General features: G+C 71.5%; 17 protein-coding genes and 5 pseudogenes. 7 read left to right on the top strand and 15 right to left on the bottom strand.

Translation table 11 applies throughout. The features are described from left to right. Positions 1–181 precede the first annotated feature (181 nt). Positions 182–1,498, top strand: coding sequence for a threonine/serine exporter family protein (locus tag JN350_RS04225; protein WP_240347539.1), 1,317 nt, complete (start codon positions 182–184; stop codon positions 1,496–1,498). 9 nt (positions 1,499–1,507) lie between these two features. Here JN350_RS04225 and JN350_RS04220 read toward each other — a convergent pair whose 3' ends face one another. Then, on the bottom strand, positions 1,508–2,191 hold the full coding sequence (locus tag JN350_RS04220; protein ID WP_205463649.1) for a TetR/AcrR family transcriptional regulator: 684 nt from the start codon (positions 2,189–2,191) through the stop codon (positions 1,508–1,510). 178 nt (positions 2,192–2,369) lie between these two features. Between JN350_RS04220 and JN350_RS04215 the strand changes: the two genes are divergently transcribed. After that, the gene (locus JN350_RS04215; protein WP_205463648.1) at positions 2,370–2,687 is read left to right on the top strand and encodes a hypothetical protein; all 318 of its coding nucleotides are present in this window, start codon (positions 2,370–2,372) and stop codon (positions 2,685–2,687) included. 91 nt (positions 2,688–2,778) lie between these two features. Here JN350_RS04215 and JN350_RS04210 read toward each other — a convergent pair whose 3' ends face one another. Further along, on the bottom strand, positions 2,779–3,660 hold the full coding sequence (locus JN350_RS04210) for an SDR family oxidoreductase (protein WP_131922778.1): 882 nt from the start codon (positions 3,658–3,660) through the stop codon (positions 2,779–2,781). A 273-nt stretch (positions 3,661–3,933) separates the two neighbouring features. On the opposite strand from JN350_RS04210, the gene JN350_RS04205 reads away from it, so the two are divergent. Next, positions 3,934–4,650, top strand: a complete 717-nt coding sequence (locus JN350_RS04205; protein WP_205463647.1) for a hypothetical protein — start codon at positions 3,934–3,936, stop codon at positions 4,648–4,650. Position 4,651: 1 nt separating this feature from the next. On the opposite strand, the gene JN350_RS04200 is transcribed toward JN350_RS04205, so the two are convergent. The 7 genes and pseudogenes from JN350_RS04200 to JN350_RS04180 all read right to left on the bottom strand — a co-directional run bounded on the left by JN350_RS04200 (position 4,652) and on the right by JN350_RS04180 (position 9,915). After that, positions 4,652–4,789 (bottom strand): hypothetical protein, encoded by a 138-nt coding sequence (locus JN350_RS04200; protein ID WP_205463646.1) that lies wholly within the window; start codon positions 4,787–4,789, stop codon positions 4,652–4,654. Beyond that, positions 4,756–5,193 (bottom strand): exonuclease/endonuclease/phosphatase family protein, encoded by a 438-nt coding sequence (locus JN350_RS04195; protein ID WP_205463645.1) that lies wholly within the window; start codon positions 5,191–5,193, stop codon positions 4,756–4,758. The genes JN350_RS04200 and JN350_RS04195 overlap by 34 nt, the downstream gene beginning before the upstream one ends. 29 nt (positions 5,194–5,222) lie before the next feature. Further along, positions 5,223–5,402 (bottom strand): annotated as a pseudogene (locus JN350_RS20590) (endonuclease/exonuclease/phosphatase family protein); the annotation flags it as partial. A gap of 65 nt (positions 5,403–5,467) precedes the next feature. Next, the gene (locus JN350_RS18975) at positions 5,468–6,058 is read right to left on the bottom strand and encodes a LytR C-terminal domain-containing protein (protein WP_240347538.1); all 591 of its coding nucleotides are present in this window, start codon (positions 6,056–6,058) and stop codon (positions 5,468–5,470) included. Next, positions 6,055–6,960, bottom strand: coding sequence for an LCP family protein (locus JN350_RS18970; protein ID WP_240347537.1), 906 nt, complete (start codon positions 6,958–6,960; stop codon positions 6,055–6,057). The genes JN350_RS18975 and JN350_RS18970 overlap by 4 nt, the downstream gene beginning before the upstream one ends. A gap of 173 nt (positions 6,961–7,133) precedes the next feature. Further along, positions 7,134–7,784: a GntR family transcriptional regulator gene (locus JN350_RS04185; RefSeq protein WP_111085873.1), complete on the bottom strand. Its 651-nt coding sequence runs from the start codon at positions 7,782–7,784 to the stop codon at positions 7,134–7,136. A gap of 12 nt (positions 7,785–7,796) precedes the next feature. Beyond that, positions 7,797–9,915: pseudogene (locus JN350_RS04180) on the bottom strand (MMPL family transporter). A gap of 88 nt (positions 9,916–10,003) precedes the next feature. Here JN350_RS04180 and JN350_RS04175 point away from each other — a divergent pair. The 4 genes and pseudogenes from JN350_RS04175 (at position 10,004) to JN350_RS04165 (ending at position 11,535) form a co-directional block, all read left to right on the top strand. Continuing rightward, positions 10,004–10,417: a MarR family winged helix-turn-helix transcriptional regulator gene (locus JN350_RS04175; protein WP_205463644.1), complete on the top strand. Its 414-nt coding sequence runs from the start codon at positions 10,004–10,006 to the stop codon at positions 10,415–10,417. Between the two features lie 78 nt (positions 10,418–10,495). Continuing rightward, a pseudogene (locus JN350_RS20585) lies at positions 10,496–11,026 on the top strand (LCP family protein); the annotation flags it as partial. Further along, positions 10,945–11,175: pseudogene (locus tag JN350_RS20580) on the top strand (hypothetical protein); the annotation flags it as partial. The pseudogenes JN350_RS20585 and JN350_RS20580, both read left to right, overlap by 82 nt. Before the next feature lie 42 nt (positions 11,176–11,217). Further along, positions 11,218–11,535 carry a hypothetical protein gene (locus JN350_RS04165; protein WP_240347536.1) on the top strand — a complete coding sequence of 106 codons (318 nt, stop codon included), beginning with the start codon at positions 11,218–11,220 and terminating at the stop codon, positions 11,533–11,535. A gap of 66 nt (positions 11,536–11,601) precedes the next feature. On the opposite strand, the gene JN350_RS20060 is transcribed toward JN350_RS04165, so the two are convergent. From JN350_RS20060 to JN350_RS04135, 6 genes and pseudogenes are all read right to left on the bottom strand, one after another. After that, entirely contained in the window at positions 11,602–12,294 is a 693-nt protein-coding gene (locus JN350_RS20060; RefSeq protein ID WP_205463643.1) for a LysM peptidoglycan-binding domain-containing protein, read from the bottom strand. Between the two features lie 302 nt (positions 12,295–12,596). Beyond that, positions 12,597–13,747 (bottom strand): annotated as a pseudogene (rlmC, locus tag JN350_RS04155) (23S rRNA (uracil(747)-C(5))-methyltransferase RlmC). A 7-nt stretch (positions 13,748–13,754) separates the two neighbouring features. Continuing rightward, a complete protein-coding gene (locus JN350_RS04150) occupies positions 13,755–14,630 on the bottom strand; it encodes an SMP-30/gluconolactonase/LRE family protein (RefSeq protein WP_461964364.1) in 876 nt (291 codons plus the stop codon). Between the two features lie 40 nt (positions 14,631–14,670). After that, entirely contained in the window at positions 14,671–15,291 is a 621-nt protein-coding gene (locus JN350_RS04145; RefSeq protein WP_205463641.1) for a DedA family protein, read from the bottom strand. Between the two features lie 66 nt (positions 15,292–15,357). Further along, positions 15,358–16,017: a FadR/GntR family transcriptional regulator gene (locus tag JN350_RS04140; protein WP_205463640.1), complete on the bottom strand. Its 660-nt coding sequence runs from the start codon at positions 16,015–16,017 to the stop codon at positions 15,358–15,360. After that, positions 16,014–16,736 (bottom strand): SDR family oxidoreductase, encoded by a 723-nt coding sequence (locus JN350_RS04135; protein ID WP_205463639.1) that lies wholly within the window; start codon positions 16,734–16,736, stop codon positions 16,014–16,016. Before JN350_RS04135 ends, JN350_RS04140 begins: the two co-directional genes overlap by 4 nt. Between the last annotated feature and the right edge of the window lie 36 nt (positions 16,737–16,772).

Here is a 16,772-nt window from a genome sequence, read left to right as displayed (position 1 = left end):
ACCGGGGCGCCCACACCGGCCACCCCGCCCCCGACGCCGCAGCCTGGCGCAGCACGACCTGCGCGACGCACGTGCCCGACTGCGTGGCACGATCTACGAACACGTCGAACCCGACGCCAAGGGGCGCGACCAGTACACCGCCGCCCAGATCGTCGACTTCTGCCTCGACCTGGCCGAGGTGATGCTCGCCTCCGGTGCTGACACCCGCAGCGTCGAGACCGCCGTCGTCGCGGTGTCGACGAAGTGGAACCTGGCCCCGCTCGACCTCGACTTCTCCGGCAGTTCGGTGACGCTCCAGTACGCACCGGCCGACATCCCGCCGCTCGTGAAGGTCCGGACAGTGAGCTCCGACGGATCCGACCTCGACCGACTCGCGCGCGCGAACCAGATCGTCGACGACCTGATCCACGACGTACGGGACATGACCTCGGGCGTGAACGCCCTCGTGGCGGTGCTGCGGATGCCGCCGCGCTGGCCCACGTGGCTCGCCGACGTCGGGCTCTCGATCCTGGGGACCTCGATCGCGATGCAGGCCGGTGGTGGGTGGCGAGCGGGCATCGGCGCCTTCGTGCTGATGTTCGGGATCATCCTGTCCGGGCGCTGGCTGACCGGTCGTGGCTACCCGCAGTTCTTCGTGTCCGGGGCACAGGGAGCGGTCGCGTCGGTGATCGGCACCCTGGCCATCGGTGCGGGCGTGCTGCACCCGGCGGGTGCCGCCACGATGGTGGCGGCCCTGGTGGTGCTGCTCCTGCCGCACGTCTCGCTCGTGACGTGGGCGCAGGACGCGATCTCCGGCTTCCGTGCGATGGCGGTCGCCCGGGCCTTCTACATCGGCCTGGTCATCGCCGCGATCGTCGTGGGGGTGCCCGCGGGGATCGCGATGACGAAGTGGCTGCACCTCGAGGTCGACCCGTCGGGCATCGTCACCCAGGCGCTGCCGTTGTGGGCGTCGCTCTCGCTCACGGTGGTGTCGGCCGGGGCGAACTGCTTCGTGCAGCAGGCCAGTGCACGGGTGATCCCCGTCGCGGTCGTGTTCTCGGTGGCGGCGGGTGCCTCGCTGTGGGGGCTGCGGCAGCTCGGCCTGCCGCTGCTCGGAGCGACGTTCCTGGCGGCGGTCCTGCTCGGAGTGCTGTCCACCTACGCGGCGGCGCGGATGCGGACCGCGGTCGCGGCGATCGCGGTGCCGGCGTTCTGCGGAGCGCTGCTGCCCGGTGTCGCCGTGTCGAACGCCCTGCTGAACTTCATGTCGGGCTCGTCGAGCGCGGCCCTCGACTTCGTGGCCGCGGTCTCCGTGGCGCTCGGGATCGGTGCCGGGCTCGTGCTCGGCGGCCTGTTCGCGACACCGGGCGCACGCCGAGCGCTCCGGCGGACCCGCCGGGTCGTCGTGCACTCGGTCCACAACGACACCACCGCGCTCCGGGTCATCCGCGACACCGGGTACGACCCCGGTGACGGCTCGGTGCCACGCGGGTCGCGGTCGGCGCCGGACGGTCGCTGACGGTCCGGGCTAGATGTCCCAGCTGCCGTCGTCGCCGTCGCTCCACGTCGCGTGCCGGCGGGCTGCCTGCGGCTCGTAGCGCTCCATCCAGCCGCGCTCGAGTCGGGCCACCGCACGGTCGAACGCCGGGACCAGGTCGAGGTCCGATCGGAGCAGGGCCTGCAGCTGCAGCCCCTCGTACAGCGCGATGAGCTGCTCGGCGCCGCGACGGGGTTCCATGGTGTGCGGGGCACGGCCGACGGCGATGTCGTGCTCGAGACCGCGCTTCACCTGTGCGTAGAAGAGCTGGTAGCGCGAGCGCAGGTAGGTCGCCATCGGGTGCTCGGGGTTGCCCGCGACGGACAGCAGGGCGACGAGCAGGCGCATGAGCGCGGGGTCATCGGCGTTCGACGCGACGATCGCGCGCAGGAACTCGACGGTCGAGCCGTCGCCGACCTCGCGGGTGACCTCGTCCATCCGACCGCCGTTCCAGCGGTCGACGGCTGCGAGCACCAGGCCGTCCCAGGACGGGAAGTGCTGCTGGAGCTCCTCGACGGGGATGCCCATCCGCTCGGCCACGTGCACGGCGCGTGCTTCGTGGAAGGGGACGTCACGGAGCAGGTCGACGGTGGCCCCCACGATCGTGATCCGGAGGTGCAGGGTCGCCGCCGCGGCCGCTGCGGCCTGCGTGTCGGCGCTGGTGTTCTCGAGCATCGTGCCCTCCGTCGTTCCACGGACGTCCTGTCCGAGGTCGCCCCGACCCGGGGCACGTCCATCCAAACGCAGAACGGGGGACAACAGAATCCCCGGTACGGGTGTCAGCACATGGGGGGACACGGACACGGTCACCACGCCCAGCGCGTTCGCACGGATCCGTGTGACGATGCCGGGCATGACCCCGAACGACCCCACCGCACAGGGACTCGCGACGATGGCCTCGGCCGGCTTCGAGTTCGGCGGCGACCCGGAGCAGGTCGCACACGACGTCCGCGCGATGTGGGAGCAACTCGGCCGACCCACGGGAGCGTTCGACGCCGCCGCCCGGGCCATCGCGGTGCTGCCGCAACGCCCCGAGGTGCCGATCGTCGACCAGGCACGTCGCCGCGCGTTCGAGCACGCGATCGGCATCAACCCGGTCGAGGTCGAACTCGCGGCAGCACTGTCGGCGCGGGAGCTCCTCGAGCGGATGGCGCGCGCCGTCACCTGCTGACGTCACCACGGCCCGCAGACGGGACCACCCGGACGACGGGAGGCGCGGTACCCACCGGCACCGCGCCTCCCGTCAGCCCGTCGGCGACGCGCTACGGCGTCGGCATCCCACCGTCGACGTGGAGCGTCTCGCCGACCACGTAGGACGACTCACCGCTCGCCAGGAACACGTACGCCGGGGCGAGCTCGGCCGGCTGCCCCCAGCGGCCCAGGTAGGTCTGCTCGCCCGCGGACGGCAGCGCCTCGGGCGGCTGCCCGCCGGCCGGCTGCAGCGGCGTCCAGATCGGCCCCGGTGCGACGGCGTTGACGCGGATGCCCTTCGGCGCGAGCTGCGCGGCCAGGCCCTTCGCCAGGTTGTTCACGGTGGCCTTCGTGGCCGCGTAGTGCACCAGGTGCGGCGACGGCGCGTACGCCTGGATCGACGTGGTGTTGATGATCGTGGAGCCCGGCTGCAGGTGCGGCACGGCGGCCTTCGTGATCCGGAACGTCGCGTAGGCGTTCGTCTTGAACGTCTCGTCGAACTCCTCGTCCGAGATGTCCTCGATCGAGGAGACGTTCTGCTGCTTGCCCGCGTTGTTCACCAGGATGTCGATCCCGCCGAGCTGCGCGACGGTGTCGGCGACGATCTGCTCGCAGACCGCGAGTGAGGTGATGTCGCCGGGCAGCGCGACGGCCTTGCGTCCGGCTGCCTCGATGAGCGCGACGATGCGGTCGGCGTCCTCCTGCTCCTCGGGCAGGTACGAGATCGCGACGTCGGCGCCCTCGCGTGCGTAGGCGATGGCGACCGCTGCGCCGATGCCGGAGTCGCCACCGGTGACGAGGGCCTTGCGGCCCGTCAGACGGCCGGAGCCGCGGTAGGTGTCCTCGCCGTGGTCGGCGGGGACGTTCTCCGCCATCTCGGCGTCGGTGCCGGCGCCTTCGAGGTACTGCTCGTCCGGCTTCTTGTCGGCGTACATCTTCGTCGGGTCCTGCATGGCGTATTGGTCGAGCCCTGCGTGGTCGAGCGCTGCCTGGTCGAGCCCTGCCTGGTCGTTCTGCTGGTCCGTCATGCCGCCGACGGTACGCAGGGGCGCACTGCGGGCCGTCCAGGAGGCTGTCCCCCGGCGCGCGGAGCGGCCAGCTTCCGCCGGCCGCACCGGTCCAGGGCCGCAGGTGCGTCTTCCTCGTTTGTCACGGTCCGGTGACGGCCAGGACCCGATTCGGTAACACCTGTCGTTCTGGACCGTCCGGGGTCGTACCGTCGAACGGTGACCCCTCGGACCCTGCTGGCGCTCGGCGCTGCCGTGCTCGCCTTCTCGGCCGGTGCGCTCGCGCTCGACGGCACCACCGGGCTCGGGGCGGACACCGCCGTCGCAGCGGAGACGTCGCACGACGCCGCTCCGGTGCACGTGTCGAACGCGAAGCTCCGGCGCGTCGACTCGATCGAGCTCGACGCCGAGTCCCTGGTGCTCCGCAACGGTGGGAAGACCGTCGTCGAGTCGTCGATGCGCGACTCCCGGTTGACCGTGAGCCTGCTCGAACGCCTGCTCGGCACCCCGTCGCGTACCCAGACCGCCGAGGGCGACGGCGGCGCGTGCTTCCCGGCCGGCACCACCTACACGTGGGGCGGCGCCATCCGCGTCGCAGCCCTGACCACAGATGCGCAGGCGGGCAACGCCGTCGAGATCCGTGTGCTGCGCGACCAGGTCCGCAGTCGGCTCGGAGCACGGATCGAGCTGACCGGTCCCGGCGGCGTGCAGGTCGGCGACGACATCGCCGACGAGATCGCGGACGCCCCGCGCTCGGAACGGGTCTCCTTCGGCTCGGACGACTTCCGCGCCTGGCAGTTGCTGCTGGTCGCCGGCTGGGGCACCTCGGACGACGAAGCCACCTCCGGCACGAACGGCGTCTCGGCGCTGACGGACGAGACCACCGTCACGGTGCTCGGCTCCCCGATGCCCGTGCACGCGCAGCGGAGCTGCTGACTCACACGCGGATCGTCGCGATCACCGGGAAGTGATCGCTTGCGAACCACGTCTCCGGACCCTCGTGGTCGATGACGACCCGGTCGACGCCGGCGACCCCGCGGGTCAGCACCCAGTCGATGCGCTCCCCGGTGTCCACCGGCGGCTGCCAGTCGTTGAACGTCGCGGTCCGATCCCCGGGTCGCCCGCGAGCAGCCAGGTGTCGTCGAACCCGGCGTCCGCGAACACCCGTGACGCGGCACCGGCGCCGGCCGGCTCGTTGCAGTCCCCGGCGACGACGACCGGACCGGTCTCCCGCGCGAGCCGTTCGACGATGAGCGCCGCACTCTTCCCGCGCACCTCGTCGCCGTGCTCGCCGACTTCGTGGTCAAGGTGCGTGGTGAGCACCGTGACCGCCGGGCCGTCGGTGTCCAGGAACACCGCGTGGTTCGCGATCCGGGGGAACAGACTGCCCCACGTGTTCGAGACCGGCTCGTCCGGGGTGTCCGACAGCCAGAACGAACCCTCGTCCGTCGGTCGGAACCGGTCGCGTCGGTAGAACACCGCCGGGTGCTCCCCGCGGTGCCGCCCTCGCGCCCCTGCCCGACGTCCGCGTGGTCCGGCAGACCGGCGCGCAGGTCGTCCAGCTGGTGCGCGAAGGCCTCCTGCACGCACACCAGGTCCGGGTCGTGCCGGCGGATGACGTCGAGGATCACGGGGAGTCGGGCCGGCCAGTCGTGCTCCGGGTCAGGGTTCTTGATGTTGTAGGTCATCAGGACGATCGAACGCGCTGCGCTGCTCACCCCTCGAACCTAGCGACCCGTGCTCCGTGGTGGCGTCAGTTGATGCAGGCGCCCTCGGTGCCGTAGTTGTGCACCGCGGTCGACTTCGGCGCCGGCTCCTTGCTCGCCTGCTCGGACGGCTTCGACCCCGAGCCGGTGTCGGCAGGCGTCGAGGCGGGCGCGCTCGGCTCGCTGGCGGCTTTCGGGGCCTTGCCGTCGGTACCGAGGACGAGCGTGACGCCGGTCACGGCACCGGTGCGGACCGCGACGGCACCGGGCACGACCGCCGCGATGGCCTTCGCCTGCGACTCCTGCCCGGCGGGGTACTGCACCTGCGTCGTCGTCGTCGTGGCGGACGAACCGGCCGGTGCGACCTGGAACCCACGACTCGTCAGGACCTGGCCGGCAGCACCGGCGGCGCCCGTGACACCGCTGCCGTTCAGCACCGTGACGGAGGTGCTCGCCGGCTGCGCAGCCGCGGCCTTCGTGTAGGCCTCGGGTTCGCCGACCAGTCCCTGCACGAAGGCGGGCAGCCCGACGGTGTCGATCTCGACGATCGACAGCGCGGAACCGTTGACGTAGATAGTCGGCGTCCCGAGCGTCGGGATCGTGGCGGACTGGATGTTGGCCGGCCGCAAGTTGCTCATCTGCGAGGCGAGGTCGAGCAGGTTGGTGTCGGTCTGGATCGACCCCCGACGGCCTTCAGGATGTTGCCCATCTTGACCGGGTTGAGCAGCGTGCCCGCCGAGGTGACCTTCCGTGCCTCCTGCGACAGGAAGTACTGCTGCCGGACGTTGCGGTCCAGGTCGCCGTTCGGCAGCCCGTGGCGCTGGCGGACGAACGACAGGGCCTGCTTGGCGTCCAGCGTGGACTTGCCCGCGGGCAGGTTGACCCCGGAGTACGGATCGTTGGTGGCCTGGTTCAGGCAGACGTCGATCGGACCGAGCTCCTTGACCACCTGGTAGAAGCCGAGCAGCGAGACCCGCACGTAGTGGTCGATCTGCAGGCCGCTCAGGTTCTCGATCGTCTTGATGAGGAGCTTCGCCCCACCGGTGTCGCCGCCACCGTTGAGCGTGCCGTAGTAGAAGGCGCTGTTGAGCTTGCCCTTGCCGACGTCGGGGATGTCGACGTACGAATCGCGGGGGAACGAGATCATCGTCGCCTGCGAACCGTCTGCGCTGATGTGCAGGACGATCATCGTGTCGGTGTTCGTCGCCCCGCCGTCCGACTCGGTGCTCAGTTCGGCGAGCTGCTCGGGGGTGGCGTTGTCCGGACGGTGGTCGTCCCCGACGAGCAGGATGTTCTGCGCCTGGCCGTCGACGTCGTTCTTGTCGTCCTTCTTGCCGGTGATGGCGTTGACGATCGTCACGCCCCCGGACAGCTGGTTGTAGGCGTAGGCCGCGTACCCGCCGCTCAGCAGGACGGCCATGGTGAGCACGCCCGCGATGGCCGGGAACACCACTCCCGCTCGTCGCTTCTGGCGCCCGTGGCGCGGCGTCACGGCACCGCGGCGCGCGGGCTCCGTCGTCTGCTCGGGTTCGTTGCTCACCGGGAAACCATAACCGGAGCGCCCACAGGGGACATGGAATCCGCCTGGAAGGTCACCCCACACCCCCTGCGACACCCCTCACGCGGCGGATCGCGTGACGGCGGACGGGAGGCCCGTGGCGGGATCGCCACGGGCCTCCTGTCCGTCTCCTGGTCGCGCGGGGCGACGGGGCGCTACGCGCGCGACGGCAGCAGGTGGATGGCCTCCATCGCGAGCTCGGCCGCGATCGGGTCCTTCGCCAGGACGGCTGCCTTGAGGTTCTCGAGTTCGGGCAGGATCACCGCGGCCGGGATCAGCTCGGCGAGTTCGGGGACCCGGAGCTTGAAGGACAGCCCGTCGGTGGTCGACCGGCAGAGCTGCACGAGCGACGGGTTGCCGCAGGCGTCCGCCCACTGCGAGTAGATGTCGGCGCCGTTGCGGGCGACCTGGTCCTGCTCGTCGGCGCCGACCCGCGCGATGACGTCGTCGAGCATCTTCACGATCTTCTTGCGCTGCGGCTCGGTGAAGTTCGGCACGGCCAGGCGCACGACGCCGCCGTAGATGACGCCGAGCGTGCGGTAGGCGTCGAGGAGCTCGTCCTTCGTCGGGGCCGCCACGCGGGTGTAGCGGTTCGGTGCCATCTCGATCAGGCCGGCGCGGGCGAGTTCCGCGAGCGCCTCGCGGATCGGGGTGCGGGAGACCCCGAGCCACGCGATCAGGTCGTCGTCGTTGAGCCGTTCGCCGGGCTCCAGCGTGCCGTCCATGATCGCGTCGCGGATCTTGTCCTGCACGGTGTCACGGAGGAGCTTGCGTTCGGCGGCGGGCTGCGTCGAAGGAACTGGCATGCACCCAGCGTGTCACATGTGATGGTTCGCGCGCGAGAGGCGCGACGGCCACCAGGCCCGCCGACCGAGGTCGTACGCGATCGCCGGCACGAGCAGCGAACGGACGACGATCGTGTCGAGCAGGACGCCGAACGCCACGACGAAGGCGATCTGCACGAGGAACAGGATCGGGATGACGCCGAGGGCCGCGAACGTCGCAGCGAGCACCACGCCCGCCGAGGTGATCACCCCGCCGGTGACCCCGAGTCCGCGCAGGACCCCTCGTGCGGACCGTGCCGCAGCGCCTCTTCCCGCACCCGCGTCATGAGGAAGATGTTGTAGTCCACCCCGAGCGCGACGAGGAACACGAACGAGTACAGCGGCACGCTCGGGTCCGCACCGGGGAAGTGGAACACGTGGTCGAACACGAGCGCTCCAACGCCGAGGGCCGCCGCGAACGACACGATCACGCTGCCGATGAGCACGAGCGGTGCGACGACGCTGCGGAGCAGGAGCATCAGGATGAGCAGGATCACGACCAGCACCACGGGGATGATCAGCGTGCGGTCGCGGATCCCGGTGTCGTTCGTGTCGACGGCCGTCGCGGTCACGCCACCGACGACCGCGCCGGGATCGACCCGTTCGACGGCGGAGCGGAGGTCGCGGACCGTCTGTTCGGCGGCGTCGGAGTCGGCCGGGTCGGACAGCGTGGCCTCGAGCAGCACGTCGCCCCGCGACACCGTCGGAGCGGCGGCGCCGCTCGAGGCCGAGTCGCCCGCCACGGGCACCGTTCCGGACGGTGCGTCCTTCGCGGCGGCGACGACCCCGTCGACGCCGTCGACCCCCGTGACGGCGTCGACGAGTGCGTCGAGGTCGCGCTCCGACCCGATGACCTGCGCCGGGCTGCCGGAGCCGCCGGGGAAGTGGTCGGCCAGGACGTCCTGCCCGTCGCGTGCCTGCGAGGCCCCGATGACCAGGTCGCTCTGCGGGACCCCGTCGGCCTTGAGCCCGACCAGGCCCGTGCCCATCGCGAGCAGCCCGACCGTGCAGACGATCCACACCACCCGGGAACGCTTGGCGACGAGCCGACCGACGCGGGCCCAGATGCCGCGCGCGTCCGGTCCGGTGAGCACCGGGTGGGCGCTGCCGTACGCGGGACGGAGCGGCCAGAACGCAGCGCGACGGAACGCGAGCAGCAGAGCGGGCAGCAGCGACAGGGCGGCGAGCAGGCTGAACGCGATGCCGATCGCGGCGACGGGACCGAGCGCCTTGTTCGAGTTGAGGTCGGAGAGCAGCAGGCAGAGCACGCCCACGATGACGGTGCCGCCCGAGGCCAGGATCGGCTCGAGGCTCCCCGCAGGGCCGCCTTCGTCGCACCCCAGCCGGTGCGGTGGTCGCGCAGCGCCTCGCGGAAGCGCGCCGTGTAGAGCAGGGCGTAGTCCGTCGCGGCGCCGATCACCAGGATCGACAGGATCCCCTGCACCTGGCCGTTCACGGTGACGATGTCGGCCTTCGCGAGCCACCACACCACGAGGATCGAGGCGCACAGGGCGAACGTCGCGGTGCCGAGTACGAGGATCGGCAGCAGCGGTGAGCGGTAGACGATGATCAGGATCACGAAGACCGCGGCGAGCGCCACCCCGAGCAGCAGGCCGTCGATGCCGGCGAACGCCTCGGTCAGGTCGGCGGTGAACCCGGCGGGCCCGGTGACGTACCCGCTGACACCGCTGGGCAGGGAGTCGTCGGCATCGGCGCGGATCGCCTCGACCGCGTCACCGGTGTCGGCTGCCGTGGTGAGGGTCGCGACGATCTCCACCGCGTCGCCGTCCTCGCTCGGGATCACCGGGCTGACGGCTTCGACGTCGTCGCGGTCACCGAGCTGGGTCGCGAGGTCCTTGGCCGCGGTCAGGTCGGACGACGACATGCCGCCGTCGCGCTCGAGCACGATGATCGCGGGTGCGCCCGACTCCTGCCGGAACTCCGACGACCGCTCCTGCACCTTGGTGGCGTCGGCCGATGCCGGCAGGAACGAGGTCTGGTCGTTCGTCGACACCTCGGAGATCTTGCCGAAGTAGGGACCACCGACGGAGGCGATCGCGAGCCAGACCACGATGACGAGCGCAGGGAGGACGATGCGGAGGAAGCGGGACACGACGGCGAGCGTACACCGATCGTCAGCATGCTGATTACTAGACGGTCGCGACGCTGATCACGACAGGTGTCGACCGTAGACTGCGCGCATGGACGACACGACCGAGCAGTGGCCCCTCGGCCGGCTCCTGTCGGCCGCGGCACGCTCGGTCGAACGGGACTGGGACGAACGCCTGCGCGCCATCGGGCTGCCGCACGCCGCCCTCATCGCGGTCGACATCCTGATCCGCACGGGCCCCACCGGCGCCGACACGATCGCCCGCACGGCACGGGTGCAGCCGCAGACGATGTCACGGACCCTCGAGCGCATGGAGCGGGACGGCCTGGTCGAGCGCACGCCGCACCCCGACGACCGACGGCGGCGCCTCGTGACGGTGACCGATCACGGACGCCGGGCATGGGAGACCGCTCGGCACATCGAACGCGAGGTCCTGCCGGACGACCCGGCACTACGAGCCGCCCTCAGTGAGCTCCTCAGGAAGCCGTCACCGACCGAACGGTGACACCCTGTACGTGAAATACCACATGCGGTAGGATCGATCGGTCGGCGGCACGGCCGACCGAATCCGCAGGAGTCCCGCATGTCCGAACGACGGGCGGCCCGTCAGGCCGCCGAGACCGCAGCACGGACCGCCCGCCACCCGAAGCGCCGACGACCCTTCCTCGTGGCGCTCATCGCGACGATCGGCTCGCTGGTCGGCATCGCCACCGTGATGGCCGTCGTCGCGAGCATCTTCGTCGGCGGCCTGGCGCGCAGCTTCGACGCCCACACCGACACCATCACCGATGCCTTCCCGGGTGGCGACCGCCCCGCGGCGACACGGGGCGCGGAGAACATCCTGCTCATCGGCTCGGACAGTCGGGCGAGCGACGACCCCGACGGCGACGGAGTCTCGGGCGGACGGTCCGACGTCCTCATGCTCGCGCACGTCCCCGCCGACCGCCGGGCCGTGTACCTGATGTCGATCATGCGCGACTCGTGGGTGGACGTCCCCGGACACGGCCGGGCGAAGATCAACGCCGCGTACTCCTGGGGCGGCGTCCCGCTCACCGTGCAGACGGTCGAGCAGCTGCTCGACGTCCGCGTCGACCACGTCGCCGAGATCGACTTCGGCGGGTTCAAGGGCATGACCGACGCACTCGGCGGCGTGACGGTGGACTCCCCGAGGCGTTCGACGCCCGCGGCCACTCCTTCGCCGCCGGACCCAACCGACTCGACGGAGACACCGCGCTGGCCTTCGTCCGCGAACGGTACTCCTTCGCCGACGCCGACCACACCCGCGTCCGGAACCAACAGGCGTTCATGCGGGGCATCGCACAGGGACTGCTCTCCCGCGGCACGATCACGAACCCCGGACGGATCCAGGACTTCGTCACCGCGACGAGCAAGCACCTCGCCGTGGACCCCGGGCTCACGTTCCCGACGATGGTCGGTCTCGGGTGGTCCCTGCGCGACGTCCGCCCCGACGACCTGCGGACCTTCACGGTGCCGACGGCCGGAGCGGGTACCTCGCCGGACGGACAGTCCTACGTCACGCTGAACGACCTCGGGGTGCGCTCGCTGTCGCAAGCGCTCCGGTCCGACGACGTCGCGAGCTGGCTGGCGGACGAGCCGCAGTAGCCCAGGACGGCACGACGCCCCGCGACCGAGGTCGCGGGGCGTCGTCGTGTTCGTTCGGTGGAACGATCAGGCGGGGAGCTGCAGCTCCTGGCCCGAGTAGATGAGGTTCGCGTCGTCGATGGTCGACGTGTTCGCGGCCCACAGCTTGTTCCAGCCACCGTCGATCTTGAGCTTGGTGGCGATGCTGTCGAGTGTGTCGCCCGAGGCGATCGTGTACGTCTTGCCGCTCGTCTTCACGGCGGCGGGCTTGCTCGGCGTGGTGGCTGCCGGGGCGGCCTCCTGCGTGGGTGCCGGAGCCTGTGTGCTCGGCGCGGCCTGCTCGGGGGCAGCGGGGGCCGGTGCGGCCTGCTGCGTCGGGGCCGGAGCAGCGGGGGCTGCGGGAGCCGGAGCAGCGGCGGCCGGAGCGGCACCGCTCGTGCCGCTCAGTCCGAGCTGGGCCGAGCAGGCGGGCCAGGCACCCCAGCCCTGCGTGGCGAGGACACGCTCGGCGACGGCGATCTGGGCTTCGCGGCTCGCGCCGGCAGGGCTGCCGACGCCGCCGTTCGCCTGCCAGGTGCCGAGGTTGAACTGCAGGCCGCCGTAGTAGCCGTTGCCGGTGTTGATGGCCCAGTTGCCGCCGGACTCGCACTGCGCGAGGGCGTCCCAGGTCGAGCCGGACGCAGCGTTCGCGGGGGTTGCCGCGAGGCCGACACCGGTCGCGGCGATGCCGGCGAACGCGAGGCCGCCGACGATGGTGCGGGTACGGGAAAGCTTCTTCATGTGATTGCTCCACCGGGGTCACGAGCCGCTTCGAACGCGGAATCCACTGCCCACCCCGACCGATCGCGGTCAGTTGTGGGGTGCGCCACCGGGGGCAGTGGTCATCGGGCCGGCGGCACCTCGGTCGGCAACCATAGGAAACTCTTCACCGTTATCAAACTGAGACAAACGGTTCTACCCGTTGGTGCTATGTACCCCGCACTCGAACCTGTACGCCTCGATGCCCATGGCCATGGTCATCGACCCGTACCCGGGTACGTCACCTTGGCAATTCCCTGGCAATGACGGCCAGGAGGCCCGGATCACGCCCGCGACAGCAGCGTGACGGCCTCGAGATGGCCGGTCTGGGGAACATGTCGAGCACGCGCGCGCGGCGCAGCCGGAACGACGGCATGCGTGCGAGGTCCTTCGCCAGGGTCACCGGGTTGCAGCTCGAGTAGACGACGTGCTGCACGTCGGACGCCTCGAGCCAGGTCGACAGCGCCTCCCCGATCCCGCGACGGGGCGGGTTCACCAGGACGAGCTCGGGCACCGTGTCGGGTCGGGCGCGCAGTGCGTGCTCGGTGGCGTCGTCGGCGGCGAACCGGAGCCCCTCGAGCCCGGCCGCGCGCGCGGACTGCTTCGCCGACCGGATCGCCTCGGCACTGGTCTCGATGCCGGTCACCGCTCGGCCAGGTCGAGCAGCGTGCAGGGCGAACCCACCCACGCCGCAGTACAGGTCCCACATCGACGCCGGGTCGAGCTCGTCGATCCACGCCGAGGCCTGCGCGTACAGCTCGGTGGCGACGACGGTGTTGGTCTGGAAGAAGCTCTGCGGCCGCAGGTGCATCGTGATCCCGCCCAGGCGCATCGGCAGCGTCTCCTGCTCGGTGAGCACGATCTCCCGGTCGCCCTCGGTCACGGCCTTGTGCTCGGGCAGCAGGTTCGCCGTGACGACCACCACGTTCGGCAGGGCGTCGCGCAGCACGTCGAGGTACTGCCGGATCCGAGCCACCTGCCCTTCGGACCGCAGGACGAACCGCACCATGAGTTCGCCGTCGGGCGACTCGGTGACCAGGACGTACTTCAGCTCGCCGCGTCGGGCAGCGACGTCGTACGGGATCAGCCCCGCGGTCTGGACGAACTCGGCGAGCAGGGGCAGCGCGTGTCGGATGCCGGGCGTGCAGATCCCGCAGTGCCGCAGGTCGACGCCGCGCTGCCGGTGGTCGAGGATGCCGACGGTCGGGTGCTCGGTCGAGCCGCCGACCACCATCTTCGCCTTGTTCCGGTAGCCGGACTCGGGGCTCGTGATCGCCGGTGACCACGTGACGGCTCCGGGGCCACCAGCCGCCTCGACGGCGTCGTGCAGGAGTTCGCGGGTGCGGAGCTCCTTGTCGAGGACCTGGTCGGCGTAGGGCTGTCCAATGAGCGTGCAGGACCGGCACACCCCGCGGTCGAAGTAGTCGCACTGCATGGCCGAGTCAGGATACGGCAGCGTCCCTCGTCGTCGTGGCGATCCGGTACACCGACGTCGTCGCCGTCAGGAACAGCGTCGTGCCGTCGTCTCCGCCGAAGCACAGGTTCGACGTCACCTCGGGGACGGCCACCTCGCCGATCCGCTCGCCGGAGGGGTCGAACACCACGACGCCGCGGTGCGACGAGGACCACACGTTGCCGTGCACGTCGACCCGGATGCCGTCCGGTGCGCCCTCGCCCGGCTCGAGTCGCGCGAACACCCGCCCGTTCTTGAGCAGGTCGCCGCCGTCACCGCGGCGGTCGTAGGCGCGGATGACCGGTTCGTCCCCCGATGAGCTCGCGATGTAGAGGACCTGCTCGGACGGGTCGAAGGCCAGGCCGTTCGGCTCGTCGACGTCGGTCGCGACGGGGCGCAGGTCCTCACCGGACGGTCCGCACCGGAACGTCCAGTGGTCGCCGTACTCGCGCACGCCCGCGTGCCCTTCGCGCGGCTGGGTGATGCCGTAGGCCGGGTCGGTGAACCACACGCTGCCGTCCCGGGCGACGACGACGTCGTTCGGCGAGTTGAACCGCCCGCCGGCCCAGGCGTCGACGATCGGCGTGACGACACCGTCGCGGTCCCGCTCCACCCGCCGGAGCCCGTGCGAGCACTGGACGACGCTGCCGTCGCGGTCGAGGGTCCGGCCGTTGGTGAACTCGACGCCCTCAGCGTACGTGGAGGTCTTGCCGGAGTCGGCGTGCCACTGCAGGATCCGGTCGCCGGGGATGTCCGACCAGCGCAGGGTGCGGGACGACGGGATCCAGCAGGGTCCCTCCGCCCAGGTGCTGCCGGTGGCGATGCGCTCGAGCGCGTCAGGGTCGGGCACGAGGTCGTCGAGCAGCACGGGTTCTCCTTCGAACGGTGTACCCACACTACGTTCGTCAGGCCGCGGCCGCCGCCTCGCTTCGTCGTCGCACGGCCTTCTCGATCGCCGAGATCGCGAGGCCGAGCAGGATCGACGCCACGACTGCGAGGGTCGTGACGAGGAAGGGCTGCTCGCGGCTCCAGCGCCCGGTGGCCGCCGCGATGCCGACGCAGTACGCGGCCCACACGACGTCGGCGAGCACGCAGCTGACCAGGAACCGCCGGACGTCGAGCCCGCTGTCCGCGCCGACCAGGTTGGTCGTCAGCCGGCCCATCGGGATGAAGCGTCCGAGGACCGCGATGCGCCCGGGAGCGGCACGGTAGCGGCCGTCGATGGCGTCCCGGGCCCTGCGGACCTTCGGACGCGCGAACCACGACCTCGAGCCGAGGTCGACCGAGCGCGCCAGGTGGTACAGCCCGAGGTCGCCGAGGACCATGCCGATCGCGGCCGCGACGACGAGGACGAGGACCGGCAGGAGACCGCCGTCACCACCCACCAGGAGCGTGCCGACCGCGACGACGAGCGCCTGGCTGGGGAGGAAGACCGCGACACTGCCGACGGCGAGCACGAGGCCGACCACGACGAACGTCCACGGGGTGCCGATGAGCTGGACGACCAGGTCCTGTGCTGCGTCCACGCTCACCCTCCTCGGGCGCCGGAGGAGCGCACCGGACTCCATCTTCCCAGGTCCGAGGCAGTCCACTCACGTGCGGTCGACGATCGCCCGCATCGTCGAGGCCGCCTCGTCCGGGCGGCCGTCGAGGACGGCATCGGCGAGTTCGAGGTGGAGCCCGACGTCGTGCCGGTCCGGGCGGATGCGCCCGCGTTCGCGCAGCACCTCGCCGACCACCTGGTGCAGCCGTCGGTACAGCGCGTTGCCGGACAGGTCGAGCACGAGCGCGTGGAACCGCACGTCCGCGATCACGAAGTCGAGGCGGTCGTCGCGGGTCGCGGCAGCGGCGAGTTCGTCCGCGGTGGTGCGGAGCGCCTCCCGTCCGTCCGCGCACTCGTCGAGCGGCGCCCGCCGGGCCGCTGCGGCAGCGGCGACGGGTTCGATCGCCGCACGCAGCTCGCGGAGCTCGACCGCCACACGGTCACCGTCCGGTCCCCGGAGGCGCCACCGCACCACGCGCGGGTCCAGGACGTCCCACTCCCGCACGCCGAGGACGGTCACGCCGACCCGGCGCCGCGCGGTGAGCAGGCCGAGGGCGACGAGGACGCGGACGGCCTCGCGGACGATGCTGCGGCTGGCCCCGGTCGACGCCACCAGGTCGTCGATGCTCCGGCGGCTGCCCACGGCGATGGCACCGGAGACCACGGCGTCACCGATCTGGTCGAGGACGCGGTCGAACGTGCTGGTCACCGCTGGGACACCGGGCTGACCACGAGCTCGTCGACGCGCATGTACGCCGGCGCCTCGAGCACGAACGACACCGCTCGGGCGATGTCCTCCGGCTGCAGCATCACCGATCGTGCGGCGGCGTCGGGCACCGAGGGCCGCTGGTCGAGGAAGTCGGTCGCGACGTCACCGGGGCACAGGTGCGTCGCCCGGACCCCGTGGTGCGCCTCCTGCTGGTTGAGGCTCCGGACGACCGAACCGAGCGCGGTCTTCGAGGCGGAGTACGCGACGCCGGCGCCGGGCTGGAAGGACCACCCGGCGTAGGACGACACCACGACGACCACGCCGCCGGACTCGCGCAGCGCAGGCAGTGCGGCGTCGACGACCGTGACCACCGCGGTGAGGTTCGTGTCGACGATCGCGCGGAAGTCCGGCAACGACTGGTCGTCCCACCGGCGCCGCGGCGCGTTCAGCCCGGCGGCGAGCACGACCGCGTCGAGTCGCCCGAACCGCTCGAGCACCGTGTCCCGCGCAGACGCGACGGCAGCGGGATCGGCAGCGTCGAGGGGCAGGACCTCCGCCGTGCCGCCGGCGGCCGTTATCGTCGCCGCGACCTGCTCGAGCCGCTCCACGCGCCGCCCGCTGAGGACCACCGTCCACCCGTCGCGCGCAGCGGCCTCGGCACTCGCGGCCCCCATGCCGCTGCCGCCGCCGGTGACCCAGAGCACACGCTGATCCGTCATGCTCGAATAGTATGCCTATTGCGGTCACCGATGATC

Origin of the sequence: Curtobacterium sp. 24E2 (assembly GCF_016925595.1) — a bacterium.
Lineage (GTDB): Bacteria > Actinomycetota > Actinomycetes > Actinomycetales > Microbacteriaceae > Curtobacterium.
The sequence above is the reverse complement of the archived record's forward strand: the minus strand, read 5'-3'. Positions and strand labels throughout refer to the sequence as shown.